Consider the following 13,352-nt stretch of genomic DNA (forward strand, 5'->3'; position numbering starts at 1 on the left):
ATCTTCTTTTATGCAATTTTATAAAAGTCGCCCCACCCAATGCGAAAAATTGTTATAATAAGCAAGACGTCTCATCAGATTTTCATTTTTGAAGGAGGTGCTAGCATGCCAATCGAACCAAGCATGACCGTTGCTAAAAGTATTGCGCCAGACGGTGACTTTATCAATCTACAAAAAATCGATGATAGTATCATTGTTGATTTAAAATACGCCACTGAAGACAACTTTACTGGCCAAGTGATTTATCAATTTCAAACTGCGGTTGCTCGTGTGGGGACCGCTCGTAAACTCGGCATTGCAGCACAATTATTTAAGGCACAGGGCTACCGAATCAAAATTTGGGATGCATATCGTCCAACTGTAGCGCAACAACGACTGTACGATGTTTATCCTGATGATACTTGGGTGGCCACGCCCAACCCCAACTACAGCCACGAAAAAGGTGTTACCTTTGATATGACGCTCACCGATCTTGATGGCCACGAACTGAACATGCAGAGTGGCTTTGATGATTTCTCTGACCGCGCCAAACGCAATTACCATCGCACCCCTGAACAAGAACGCAATTACCAATTACTCAACACCATTATGACTAAGGCCGATTTTCACGGCTACGAAAATGAATGGTGGGATTTTATGGACAATGATGCGGATGCCTACGGACCATCGCAAGTTGATCCAAATGATTATCGTTAAGGAGGCTTCATTTTGGGATTATCAAAACCTTTTTTAGACCCGGTTAGCGAAACCCTACCCGGTCCACGTAACCTCATTACCGACGTGCCTGGTGTAAGTGTGGGTCAAACAACTATTCAAGACGGGGTGCATAACACCGGTGTGACCGTGATCAAACCGGCACCAGATAACGTCTTTTTAAACAAGTTAACAGCAGCCACTCACGTTATTAACGGCTTTGGCAAAAGTACTGGCTTAGTTCAGATCAATGAACTGGGGACCCTTGAAACGCCTATTGTGTTAACCAACACCTTTGCTGTGGGGACTGCCCAAAATGCCTTGGTAAAAGCGATGTTGGCTGACAACCCAGATATTGGTAATACCACCAGCACTGTCAATCCGGTCGTCATGGAATGTAACGATGGTGATATAAACGCCATTCGCGACGTTCACGTTACTGAAGCGGACGTTTTATCGACACTTGATCAAACGGCTGAAACGTTTGAAGAAGGCACGGTTGGTGCTGGCGTTGGCATGAGCTGCTACGATCTAAAGGGTGGCATCGGTTCAGCTAGTCGGGTGATCGACATTGATGGTCAATCATTTACCATGGGTGCACTAGTTCTCTCAAACTACGGCTTTTTACGCGACCTTAACATCTATAACGTACCAGTTGGTGCTAAGTTAGCAGCCGATAAAGCGGCTCAAAAACAAAAGGAAAAGGGCAGTATCGTCACGATTCTAGCGACTGATATTCCCTTCAATGAACGCCAGTTAACTCGAATTGCCAAACGGGCCAGTGTTGGCATTACCCGTACCGGTGCGTTTATTGGTAATGGTAGTGGCGAGATCGTGTTGGCATTCTCAACCGCTAATCGCATCCCACACTATCCAAAAACTGAGTTAACTACCCACGCCGCCATCAGCGACGATAAGTTTGACCGTTACTTTCGAATGACCGTTGCCGTTGTCGAAGAAGCCGTTTTGAGTGTGTTAACTCATGCCACAACGGTAACTGATCGAAAGGGTCAGCCACGCCTGAGTTTGACTGATGCGCTTGACCAATACCAAACAACTTATCAAGATAATGATATTGCACGTTTGCAACAGCAATTGGGCATCTAAATTAGTTTGGCTGCCACTACCACTCCAGGTAAGGCGTTTTTGCAATTGCTGTGGGACCAGCTTCAGCCACGAAAACCACGTGTCTTTCGCCTCGTTTGTGAGCCTTCGAAGACCAAAGGCTCACAAACGTCCAGTTCGAGTAATCGCTAAAGCGTTAACTCGAACTTGTCACTGCAACTACAAAAACGCCTTACCTTCCGTTCTCGTTACTTACACCTGTACACCACAACGTTGTTTGACAATATGCCAGTTGATCATTGACTTAAAAAACCATCGTATGGTCGAATTTCACCCGCAATATGAGCCGTAGTGCCAGAAGCCAGTCTTTTGGGCGGGTAGCAGTGACTAGTACCACTTTGCGCGATAGCGCTGAGTGGTACTGGACGTTTCTGAGACTCATGGGTTTCGAGGCTCAGAAGCGAGACGAAAAACGCGAAGCGGTTGAAGTCGGTCCCACAGCTACCCGCCAAAAAGACTGGCTGGCGGCCGGAGGCGGCTTTCATCAGTGTACTTTCAGTTCAAGCTGCCACAGTAAAAAAGATGGCACGTCGAAAAAGTCGACGAACCATCTTTTTAATTGCTAACCAATTGATACCGCCCATTTACGAGCATCATAAGCCTGTTTAAATCGCGCCGTACTTAGCCAGTACCGGCCATCGATTGGATCCGAAACATGGAGTAAGTCATCGCCAAAATAACCGTCCAATAAAACGGCATGATTATTACTCAAAGCCTCACCAAACGAATATTGCGCCGATTCAGGTGTCTCAAAGCCGACCGTCACGTACGTTACGATGGGCTTTTTTTGTGCAATCAATTGACGTAAATCTTCAATTTCAGCATTGGCGAGTTGATGCGCTGGTCCGTATTGTCGTGCCCATTTGGCCAACGGTTCTGGAAAAATTGCCTCAAAGTGACCTGGCACGTTCTCGTCAGGTTCACCGCCAAAACCATGATAAGGATTGTAATCAGTCGCTCGTGGCATCTCCGCAATAAAATCAAGGTAACTTAACGTTTGGGCATAGCCCATGAGGTGTAACCCCTCCAGCAAAGCGGCCGGTTCACACCCGTTTGGCATCCCCCAACGAATCTGATTGATATTCTCGGCATTCAGGTAATGATACTCTGCCTGATCGTCGTGTGCTGCTTGCCATTTCGTAATCTCGGTAGTGACATCGTTTTTTAAAACAAAGCGATCAGGGTCAAGCTGATAATAATGGCGACCTTTTTCATCAACGACTTCCGCTTCAATTTTGAGTTGTTCGTGCGGTGCAGTGCGCTTAATCAAGTCGCCATCCGCATCAAACAACCGTGCACCGGCCGATAAAATCACCACAACCGTCGTTGCCTCGGGCTGGTGTGGTGCCAATGCATGAATTAACCTTCCTGCCATGACTGTACCTCATCGATGACCGCCTGGGCCATTTTGTTAGATTGTTCGTTAAATAGTGGTGGTAACTGGTCTAAGGCAAAGTACTTCACCTGCTTGGTTTCATCCGTGACGTGATCCAGTAGTTGACCACCGGTTTGCTTAACTAAGTAAAGTGCTGTGATCAACTGTGTCTGGTCACCGTTGGGATAGGTATAAAAATCCTTGTCGAATAACTTCAATAGCTTAAGTGGTTCGACCTCAAGACCCGCGTCCTCGAGATACTCACGCTGACAGGTCTCTGCAAAAGAGGCGCCAAATTCCATGTAGCCACCTGGAAAGCTCCAATCACCAGTGTCAGTTCGTTCCTGTAACAGCAAGCGATTATCATCATCAAGCAGCGCACCAGCCGCCGTGTTCAGAATCATCGGCCGGTGTCCCACTAACGCGCGCATCTCATGAATATAATCTGCCATTAAAACCACCCCTTCAATTTTTTCGTGATTCTATTATATCAGTTACTCGGCTTCTTGCGTATGCTCAGGTACTGTTTTAAAAATGTAACCAAAGCCTCGAATTGTTTGTAAATACTGTGGTTGTTTAGCGTCTTCTTCAATTAACTTACGTAATTTACTAATGTGAGAGTCAATTGCGCGCATCGTAGAGTCACGACCATTACGCCAGACGCCCTCCGCAATTTGGGCTCGGGTCAAGACGACGTTTTCGTGTTGCATAAAGTACACGAGTAAGCGAAAATCTACCGGCCCCATGGTAAGCTTGCGTCCAGCCACGCTCACCATGTAGTGTTGAAAATCAACTTGTAACTGGCCAGTGTTTAATATTTCACGACTCTCTTCTTGCGGTTGGTAATATCGCCAGATTTTTTGCTGAATTCGAGCGTGTAATTCACGATTCGACATCTCTAATGAGAGTAACTCATCAAAGTGGAACCGTTCAAAAATATCGCATATCATTGCTGCCGTGAGTCTTTGGCGGTGAATGGCTAGTAATGGTCCACGAAATTGCTGGCGCATTAAAAATAACGTATCTGGACGCTGCCCAAGTTCTGAGAAATGGTCGAGATCTAACAAAATCAGGGTTTGACTATCACGATTCAATAGAATATCAGGGAGGTAAGTTGGGCTACTAATGACTTGCCAGTCGGTCATAATCTGCTTCAGACGTTTCAAAAGATTAGGATTATCACTAATCAGTAAAATGCTGCGTTCCATGGCGATCCTCTTTTCGTTTTAGTCGTTACAATAGTTATCGCACGTTTATTTACCCAACAAAACCCGTTTTACATAAACTTTACACGACCTATACATTAACTTTACGCAAGCGTCTTATACTGTCCCTGTACTTAGAAATCAGGTGTTTCTAGGACAATACTTTTAAAGGGGAATATGCTCATGCACAAAAAAACACTCGTTTCCACGTTAGTTGCATTTAGCCTTGCCGGGTTGCTCTTAGGGGGCTGTAGTTCTAACTCCAGCAAAAAATCAAGCAGCAGCGACACAAAGGCAGCCAAGGTCACTAAGATCACCGCTGTTGGCTCAACTGCCCTTCAACCACTCGTTGAACAAGCTGCCCAAGACTACCAAGCAACTAACAAAGACGTCAACCTAACCGTTCAAGGTGGTGGCTCTGGTACAGGGCTCAGCCAAGTTCAGCAAGGTGCCGTTCAAATTGGAAATTCCGATATTTTTGCAGAACAATCTTCTGGTATCAAGGCCAAGCAACTCGTTGATCACCGGGTAGCCGTTGTGGGAATGACACCAGTTGTTAACCCAACTACCGGTGTAACGAACGTTACCATGGCTCAACTCCGCGATATTTTCACTGGTAAGATTACCAACTGGAAACAAGTCGGTGGTAAGGACCAAAAAATTTCAGTCATCAACCGTGCGCAAGGTTCAGGTACGCGTGCCACCTTTAAATCAGCCGTTTTGGAAGGTAAGAAAGCCGTCACTTCACAAGAACAAGATTCGAATGGTACGGTTCAAAAATTGGTTGCTAGCACACCTGGCGCCGTCAGCTACTTAGCTTTCTCATACGTCAACACGAAAGTTAAGGCTCTTTCAATCAATAACGTTAAACCAACTGATACCAACGTTGAATCCAATAAGTGGACGATCTGGTCTTATGAACACATGTACACTAAGGGTCAACCTGACAAGGCAACTGCCGGCTTCTTAAAGTACATGACATCAAGCAAGGTTCAAGGTGATCTCGTTCAAAAACTTGGTTACATCAGCATTCACGATATGAAAGTAACTAAAAACGCTAAAAACGTTGTCACAAAGTAACAGCGTTAAAGGATCAAACTAAACTCGTTTCACCCAACTCACCCCAATTGATAAGCGGAAAACCGGATTGTTTGATAACGATTTGGTTTTCCGCTTGTCTATCTCAGTATGAACTATTCCCACTCCCACCATTCAACCACCAAGGAGGATCACCATGGATGAGATTCAAAAAAAACTAGTTTCGCCCTCCAAAGCTTCCCATGAAGATATCCTGGGTCGCATCATTAGTTACACCTGTATTGCCGCCATCATCATCTTAGTTGTCAGTATCTTGTACTTTATCACCTCACGTGGTATTGCCACTTTTACCAACGATCACGTCAACCTCTGGCGTTTTTTAAGCGGCACTGACTGGAACCCTGGCAGTCTAGATGCTAAGGGAAACCCACAAGTTGGGGCGCTACCAATGATTGTCACTTCGTTTAGTGTCACTGTACTGGCTGCCCTAGTGGCAACGCCCTTTGCAATCGCGGTTGCCCTGTTTATGACCGATATCGCACCAAAAACGGGTGCTCGTTTTCTTCAACCGGTGATTGAATTACTGGTCGGTATCCCATCCGTTGTCTACGGTTTTATCGGTTTGACGGTCATCGTGCCCGCTATTCGGCAGCTATTTGGTGGCACTGGATCAGGAATCCTCGCCGGTACCATTGTGTTGTTTGTGATGGTGCTACCTACCATTACCTCACTTTCTGTTGACGCACTAAAAGCTGTCCCCGGTTACTTTCGTTCAGCGTCACTGGCACTTGGCGCAACCCGTTTTCAAACCATTTATAAAGTATTACTTCGAGCTGCCATGCCACGGCTACTGACCGCCATTATCTTTGGGATGGCACGAGCATTCGGTGAGGCGTTAGCCGTTCAAATGGTGATTGGTAACGCCGCGTTGATGCCACATAATTTGATTACACCTACTTCGACCTTAACGAGTCAATTAACGACTAACATCGGCAATACGATCATGGGGACACTTCCTAACAACGCGCTTTGGTCGCTTGCCCTAATTTTATTACTCATGTCACTGGTCTTTAACCTGCTCATTCGTTTTATTGGAAAGCGAGGCACGATTAACTCATGACGCCACATCAAACTGACCGCGTTGCCACCCAAATCATCAATCTACTCGTTGCGGTAGTGGTTTTGATTCTCTTGTTCCTACTCGGTGACATCATTATCAGCGGTCTACCCCACATCAGTTGGCACTTTTTAACCTCACCATCCAGTTCATTTAGCGCTGGTGGCGGCATTCGTGATCAACTGTTTAACTCGTTATATCTATTGGTCTTAACCCTGGTCATCTCGTTTCCACTGGCATTGGGTGCCGCAATCTACTTATCCGAATATGCCGGTAATAACTGGTTTACCGGCCTCATTCGAACGGCTATCGAAGTGCTGAGCTCGCTACCATCCGTGGTTGTCGGCTTGTTTGGTTACCTCCTTTTCGTGATTTCTTTTCACCTTGGCTTTTCGATTCTTTCCGGTGCAATCGCACTGACTTTTTTTAACCTGCCACTCCTGGTTCGAAGCATCGAAGGTTCACTTCACGCAGTGCCAGATAGTCAACGTGAAGCCGGTATAGCCCTTGGCCTCTCGAACTGGCGAACGATTCGCGGCATTATTTTACCGGCTGCGTTACCTGGCATCTTAACTGGCATTATTTTAAGTGCCGGTCGAGTATTTGGTGAAGCCGCTGCCCTCATCTACACCGCTGGTCAAAGTGCGCCCATCGTCGATTACACCAACTGGAATCCCGTTGATAGTAACAGTTTTCTAAACCCGATGCGACCAGCAGAAACCTTAGCCGTTCACATTTGGAAAGTGAATACGGAGGGGGTCACGCCGGATGCCGTTAGTATCTCAGCCGGTGCGTCAGCAGTGTTAATCATCGTGATTTTGATTTTTAACTTTGGCGCTCGCGCCATCGGAAACCACCTTTACAAAAACATGACCGGCGGAAAGTGAGGACCTTATGCAAAGCTATAACTTAAATGAGACCCATATTGTGACACCTGATGAAGAAATTGCGCTGTCCACCCACCAACTGCAAGTCTTTTATGGCAGCAATCACTCAATGACCGACGCCAGTTTGAGCTTTCCCCGGTTTCAAATTACGGCGTTAATTGGTGCCTCAGGATCTGGCAAATCGACTTATTTACGATCGTTAAACCGAATGAACGATCGAATTGCAACAGTTAAGGGCGAAATTATGTATCGGCATACTGATATTAATAGTCGAAAAGTGAACGTATTTGAAGTTCGTAAACATATTGGCATGGTGTTTCAAAAGCCCAACCCATTCGCAAAGTCTATCTACGACAACATCACTTTTGCTTTAAAGGCAGCCGGACTAACCAATAAAAAAGTACTAGACGACCGCGTTGAAAGCAGTCTTAAAGAGGCGGCTCTCTGGGACGAAGTCAAAGACGATCTTCATAAGAGTGCACTATCCCTATCTGGTGGGCAACAGCAACGACTGTGTATTGCCCGTGCAATTGCGATGCAACCCGACATTTTGCTACTCGATGAACCGGCCAGTGCACTGGATCCCATCTCCACTGCCAAATTAGAGATGACCTTGAAGAATCTGACGGAGAAATACACCATTATCATCGTGACCCACAATATGCAACAAGCCTCTCGAATTAGTACTTACACCGCCTTTTTCCACTTAGGTCACGTGATTGAATACGACAAAACAGAAACCATTTTTCAAACACCCCAAATTCAGGCTACTCGCGATTACGTTACCGGTCACTTTGGCTAACCACAGGAGGAACGTTATGACACCAATTCTAGCAACCCAAAACGTGCGCCTGTCGTATGGCGAAAAAGAAGCGCTCCACGGAATTGATCTTAACTTTGACGAACATAGCATTACCGCTCTGATTGGTCCGTCGGGATGTGGTAAGTCAACTTACCTACGCTGTCTCAATCGGATGAACGACCTGATTGCTGACACGACCGTCACAGGTAGCTTTCAATTCCATGAACAAGATATCTACGCACCTACGACCAACTTAGTTGAACTTCGTAAGCAGATTGGCATGGTCTTTCAACAGCCAAACCCATTTCCCTTCTCACTCTACGAAAACGTCACCTATGGCTTAAAGCTTGCGGGTCATAATGACAAACGTTTTCTGGACGAGCAAGTTGAACGCGCGCTAAGACAGGCTGCAATCTGGGAGGAAGTCAAAGACGATTTGCATAAAAACGCCTTTTTGTTTTCTGGTGGTCAACAACAACGCATCTGTATTGCGCGATTACTTGCAGTTCAACCTGACATTATTTTACTGGATGAACCCACTAGTGCACTTGACCCAATTTCAAGTGCACAAATTGAAGAAACGCTTCTGACACTGAAAAACGACTACACGATTATCATCGTGACCCACAATTTACAACAAGCCTCCCGCGTTGCCGACCGCACCGCCTTTATGCTGAATGGCGATCTAGTTGAAGTCGACTCAACCAGTCAGCTATTTACTCAACCCGCCCACCAACAAACTAGTGACTACCTTAACGGGAAGTTCGGTTAGGAGATTGCACATGAAAAACATTTTTTCAGAGGAACTCAAAAAGTTATTCTCAGATTTCACCGACATGGGAACTGCTGTTAGCGGACAAATTGCTCAAGCCACACAATCCTATATTGATCATGATAAGGCCGCAGCCCAATCGTTGGTTACGCATGACCAATCTATTAATGGCAATGAAGTTGACTTGGAAAAACAAGCCCTCACTTTGATGACGCTACAACAGCCCGTCGCCGATGATTTTCGGGCGGTCGTCTCAATTCTCAAAGCGAGCGCAGATTTAGAGCGGATTGGTGATCACGCAACGAGTATTGCGTCTGAAACGATTCGGGTAAAGGGTTCGCACCGTAACCAGTCCGTTGAAGTTAAAATTGCCTCATTGTCTCAACAAATTCGTGATATGCTGACAACTGCCTTAACGGCCTTTAACGCTAATGATGCAACTCAGGCCGAAAAAATTGCCAAACAAGACCAATCAGTTGATGATCAATTTGACGAAATTCGAAACACCGTTACAGTTGCCATGCAGCAAGACCCGGAAGTTGCAGCGGCTGGTGCAAGTTATTTACTCGTCACTAAACTACTCGAGCGAATTGGTGATCGAATTGTCAATCTTGCCGAAGAACTGGTATACAACCAGACTGGTGAAATTATCGAATTAAATCAAAGTCGAATTCGCCCGGATGGTGATTAGTTCACTCGAACTTAGGCGTGAATCCCAACAACATCAAAAAGAATTAACTAGGGAATAGAAGCCATCTCATGCACTTCGTTGCCAAAATCACCGTGAGTGTTGAAAAGAATTAGTTGCTATTCGGTCGAACAACTGGTAAGCTGTTAACTAATGTATTTAATACTTCGAAATTTTGGTACGACGTTCGTAAGAATGACTTCCCTATTTCAAAAGTTTCAGATACACAAATATATTGCGCTATGCGCTCGGAGGTTTCATTCTTATGGAACAAGGTACTGTTAAATGGTTCAACGGTGACAAAGGTTTTGGTTTTATTACATTGGAAAACGGTTCAGACGTTTTCGTACACTTCTCAGCAATCAATGCTGAAGGTTACAAGACGCTTGAAGAAGGCCAAAAAGTAACTTTGGACGTTGAAGACGGCGACCGCGGCCCACAAGCTGCTAACGTTACTGTTGCTTAATTCAATTTAAGCGTTTAAAGAAACCATCATTTCTTCGGAAATGGTGGTTTTTTGTGTCTTAAATTTTGGTAATTCACTCTCACCAAAGTAATCTTATAGCTGCCACTGTCACTCCAGGTAACGCGCTTTTGCCGTTGCTGTGGGACCGGTTCCAGCCACGAAAACCACGTGTCTTCCACCTCGTTTGTGAGCCTTCACAACCCAAAGTCTCACAAACGTCCAGTTCGAGTAAGCGGTAAACCGCTAACTCGAGCTTGTCACTGCAACGGCAAAAACGCGTTACCCTCCGTTCTCGTTACTAATGTTAATGGGACAATTACGGCAAGTTTTTCTTTTTTATCAATCTGAGTCTGTTCACCAAGAATTATTTTCAAAGTTACGTGTAAGAGCCAAAACCATAATAAAAATAAACATTGACCACCCTATAAGCCGCAGTACCAGAAGCCAGTTTTGGGGACGGGTAGCAGTGACTAGTACCACTTTGCGCGCAGCGCTTAGTGGTACTGGACGTTTATGAGACTCGTGGTTTTCGAGGCTCAGAAGCGAGACGGAAAACGCGAAGCGGTTGAAGTCGGTCCCACAGCTACCCGTCCCCAAAACTGGCTGGCGGCCGGAGGCGGAATTCACTCGTTTTAAATTGACCAAGTACAATAGCAGGGCGATTATCAGTAAATCGATAATCGCCCTGCTATTGTAAATTCATTTCAATCATTAACTCGTCTGCGATGCCATTTTAGGCTGGTTAACCGCATAGGTTGGCGTTTGACCAGTCAATACTAGATCAATCATTTTAGCGGCCGTCATCGCCATCTCTCGGTTGGCCTCAACCGTGTTGGCACCCACATGGGGCGTTAAAATCACATTATCAAGACGGTACAATGGGCTATTTTGTGGCAATGGTTCGACTTCAAACACATCCAACGCAGCCCCCGCAATCTCACCCGTAGAGAGCGCGTGAATCATGGCCGATTCGTCAACAATTGCACCGCGGGCTAAATTAACGAGAAAGGCCGTGGGTTTCATTAACTTAAACGCTGTTTCATCAATACTACGAAACGTCTCAGCGTTAGCCGCAACGTTGATTGAAACAAAATCAGCTTCACGAAGCAACGTCTCTCGGTCAACAAAGGTACCAAGCGTTGTTTCAACGGGCTGACGCGCATTAATCAGCGTCCGAACACCGAAACTGGTCAGCAGTTGAGCTAAGGCCTGACCCACATGGCCGAAGCCGATGATACCAACAGTGGCCCCACTGAGGTCATGCCCCATTAACTGGTACGCACCCGCCCAGTCACCTTGACGGGTCCGTTGATCAACCGCTCGGAATTGACGGGCCAACATCATCATATCCATCAACGCCGCTTCAGCGACACTACGGGCGTTCGCGCCTGGTGTATTAGTCACCCACACACCGTGTTCTGCTGCCGCATTCACATCAATGTTATCGTAACCAACGCCACGTCGAGCCAGTACTTTTAGGTTTGGCATCTGCTCATAAATTTGGTTAGAGAGTTTCTTACTGATCATCATCACCGCAGCAGCATCTGGCGCCACCGTGAGTAATTCCGTTTCACCAGGATTATCCACCGTCACCACGTCATAACCCTTTTTAGCAAGGTAGTTATCGGTCAACTCAGCCGCCACTTTAGGCATCAATACTTTAGGTTTCATCTTGCACGCTCCTTCTTTACGCAACTATTCTGCCGCAGTAACCGTCTTGACGTTTCGATGGCCACTCAACGAATCAGCGTAACGATCAGCTTGTGCTTGATCAAAGGCCCCTTCTGATTTTGAGACGACCACGGAAGCTAGCGAATTACCAAAGACGTTCACGCATGTTCGACCCATATCAACGACCCGGTCAATCCCCGCAATGAAGGCCAGTCCTGAAGTCGGTACGCCAATGGTTGACATGGTGGCAAGCAAGACCACAAAACAAGCACCGGTAACACCAGCGGTCCCCTTGGACGTCAGCATTAATACGATTACAAGTGAGAGCTGTTGCGCCAAACTCAAGTGGATATTGTACGCTTGAGCAAGGAACAGTGCCGCAATCGATTCATATATGGCAGCGCCGTCCAAGTTGAAGGAATAACCAGTTGGAATAACGAACGAAACGAACGATCGATTAACGCCATAGTGTTCCATTTTATCCATCAGTTTTGGTAAGACAGTTTCTGAACTCGATGTTGAAAAAGCTAACACGATTTCTTCCTTCAAAACGCGCATCAACTGGAAGAAGTGAACTCCGAATAAACGCGCTGTTAGCCCAAGAACACCAAAGACAAACAAGAAGAACGCAGCGTAACAGAGTACAATAAAGTAACCTAATGGCGCTAAAGCCGATAAACCCATCTGTGCAATGGTGGCCCCAATTAATGCACAAACACCAATTGGCGCAATTTTCATGACCCAGTTTGTGACTTTAAACATGGCCTGTGAAACTGCATTTAACAAATCAATAATGACCTGTCCTTTTTCACCAAGAGAAGCTACACCAAGCCCAAACATCACACAGAAAAAGATGATTGGCATCATATTGCCTTCACTTAACGAGCTAAAAATATTAGTCGGAATGATGTCCATCAATAGGCCCCAAAAGCCGCCGTCTTTACTATAACTTTTGGCACTTGAAACATATTGACTGATGCTAGTTGCCTTCAGTGAATGAATGTTAACGAGGTCACCGACGTGAAACACATTTGCTAAAATGAGTCCTAAAACAATCGCAATTGTAGTAATGATCTCAAAGTAGACCAGTGTTTTAACCCCAACTCGTCCTAACTTGCGAACATCACCCATGCCGGCTATTCCGACTGTCAAACACGACACTACAATTGGCAGCACGATCATTTGAATCAGATCGATAAACATGGTTCCAATATTTTGCATGGCCGTAATGGCCGTGGTATTTTGATAAAAAATAACGCCTAGAATCAATCCCAGCGCAAGGCCAATCATAATTTGCCAACTTTGCGAGATTCGGAATCGTGACTTGCTTTTTTGCATAAAAAAGATCCTTTCAGTATGTACAAACGTGACAATCAACGTTTAGTACGTTACCTGCAGGACCTTAACTTTAACTTAAGTACACTCATTATATCGATTGATGAAGTAGCCGAAACAACGCTACCGTACCGGAGACCACTTGACAATAACACCAGTAATTACAAGTGGTGTGCGG

The 13,352-nt window shown here is 45.7% G+C and carries 14 protein-coding genes; 9 read left to right on the plus strand and 5 right to left on the minus strand.

The annotated features are described in order from the left end of the window. The first annotated feature begins 105 nt into the window (after positions 1-105). A complete protein-coding gene (locus tag FD04_RS02400) occupies positions 106-696 on the plus strand; it encodes a M15 family metallopeptidase (RefSeq protein WP_082603088.1) in 591 nt (196 codons plus the stop codon). Between the two features lie 12 nt (positions 697-708). Continuing rightward, positions 709-1,800, plus strand: a complete 1,092-nt coding sequence (locus tag FD04_RS02405; RefSeq protein WP_056946672.1) for a DmpA family aminopeptidase — start codon at positions 709-711, stop codon at positions 1,798-1,800. Positions 1,801-2,380: 580 nt separating this feature from the next. Here the strand turns inward: FD04_RS02405 and FD04_RS12300 are convergent. Genes FD04_RS12300 through FD04_RS02425 form a run of 3 tightly spaced genes read right to left on the minus strand, consistent with a single transcriptional unit; the run spans position 2,381 to position 4,401 of the window. Continuing rightward, positions 2,381-3,193 (minus strand): C39 family peptidase, encoded by an 813-nt coding sequence (locus tag FD04_RS12300; RefSeq protein ID WP_082603089.1) that lies wholly within the window; start codon positions 3,191-3,193, stop codon positions 2,381-2,383. Then, the gene (locus FD04_RS02420; RefSeq protein WP_054702438.1) at positions 3,178-3,645 is read right to left on the minus strand and encodes an NUDIX hydrolase; all 468 of its coding nucleotides are present in this window, start codon (positions 3,643-3,645) and stop codon (positions 3,178-3,180) included. The genes FD04_RS12300 and FD04_RS02420 overlap by 16 nt, the downstream gene beginning before the upstream one ends. A 42-nt stretch (positions 3,646-3,687) precedes the next feature. After that, complete coding sequence (locus FD04_RS02425; RefSeq protein ID WP_056946678.1) at positions 3,688-4,401, minus strand: response regulator transcription factor; 714 nt, start codon at positions 4,399-4,401, stop codon at positions 3,688-3,690. A gap of 180 nt (positions 4,402-4,581) precedes the next feature. On the opposite strand from FD04_RS02425, the gene FD04_RS02430 reads away from it, so the two are divergent. From FD04_RS02430 to FD04_RS02460, 7 genes are all read left to right on the plus strand, one after another. After that, positions 4,582-5,478 carry a phosphate ABC transporter substrate-binding protein gene (locus FD04_RS02430; RefSeq protein ID WP_056946681.1) on the plus strand — a complete coding sequence of 299 codons (897 nt, stop codon included), beginning with the start codon at positions 4,582-4,584 and terminating at the stop codon, positions 5,476-5,478. 154 nt (positions 5,479-5,632) lie between these two features. Continuing rightward, a complete protein-coding gene (pstC, locus tag FD04_RS02435; RefSeq protein ID WP_056946683.1) occupies positions 5,633-6,556 on the plus strand; it encodes a phosphate ABC transporter permease subunit PstC in 924 nt (307 codons plus the stop codon). Next, positions 6,553-7,440 carry a phosphate ABC transporter permease PstA gene (pstA, locus tag FD04_RS02440; RefSeq protein WP_056946686.1) on the plus strand — a complete coding sequence of 296 codons (888 nt, stop codon included), beginning with the start codon at positions 6,553-6,555 and terminating at the stop codon, positions 7,438-7,440. The genes pstC and pstA overlap by 4 nt, the downstream gene beginning before the upstream one ends. A gap of 7 nt (positions 7,441-7,447) precedes the next feature. Then, the gene (gene pstB, locus FD04_RS02445) at positions 7,448-8,242 is read left to right on the plus strand and encodes a phosphate ABC transporter ATP-binding protein PstB (protein WP_056946689.1); all 795 of its coding nucleotides are present in this window, start codon (positions 7,448-7,450) and stop codon (positions 8,240-8,242) included. A 16-nt stretch (positions 8,243-8,258) separates the two neighbouring features. Next, the gene (gene pstB / locus FD04_RS02450; protein ID WP_054702433.1) at positions 8,259-9,014 is read left to right on the plus strand and encodes a phosphate ABC transporter ATP-binding protein PstB; all 756 of its coding nucleotides are present in this window, start codon (positions 8,259-8,261) and stop codon (positions 9,012-9,014) included. A gap of 10 nt (positions 9,015-9,024) precedes the next feature. Continuing rightward, positions 9,025-9,705 (plus strand): phosphate signaling complex protein PhoU, encoded by a 681-nt coding sequence (phoU, locus tag FD04_RS02455; RefSeq protein ID WP_056946692.1) that lies wholly within the window; start codon positions 9,025-9,027, stop codon positions 9,703-9,705. A gap of 262 nt (positions 9,706-9,967) precedes the next feature. Continuing rightward, a complete protein-coding gene (locus FD04_RS02460) occupies positions 9,968-10,168 on the plus strand; it encodes a cold-shock protein (protein ID WP_054702430.1) in 201 nt (66 codons plus the stop codon). Positions 10,169-10,879: 711 nt separating this feature from the next. Here FD04_RS02460 and FD04_RS02465 read toward each other — a convergent pair. Together FD04_RS02465 and FD04_RS02470 are read right to left on the minus strand one after the other, a co-directional pair. Then, positions 10,880-11,839, minus strand: coding sequence for a phosphoglycerate dehydrogenase (locus FD04_RS02465; RefSeq protein ID WP_056946695.1), 960 nt, complete (start codon positions 11,837-11,839; stop codon positions 10,880-10,882). A 24-nt stretch (positions 11,840-11,863) separates the two neighbouring features. Then, positions 11,864-13,177, minus strand: a complete 1,314-nt coding sequence (locus FD04_RS02470; RefSeq protein WP_056946698.1) for a cation:dicarboxylate symporter family transporter — start codon at positions 13,175-13,177, stop codon at positions 11,864-11,866. Positions 13,178-13,352: the final 175 nt, after the last annotated feature.

This window comes from Secundilactobacillus odoratitofui DSM 19909 = JCM 15043, assembly GCF_001434895.1.
Lineage (GTDB): Bacteria > Bacillota > Bacilli > Lactobacillales > Lactobacillaceae > Secundilactobacillus > Secundilactobacillus odoratitofui.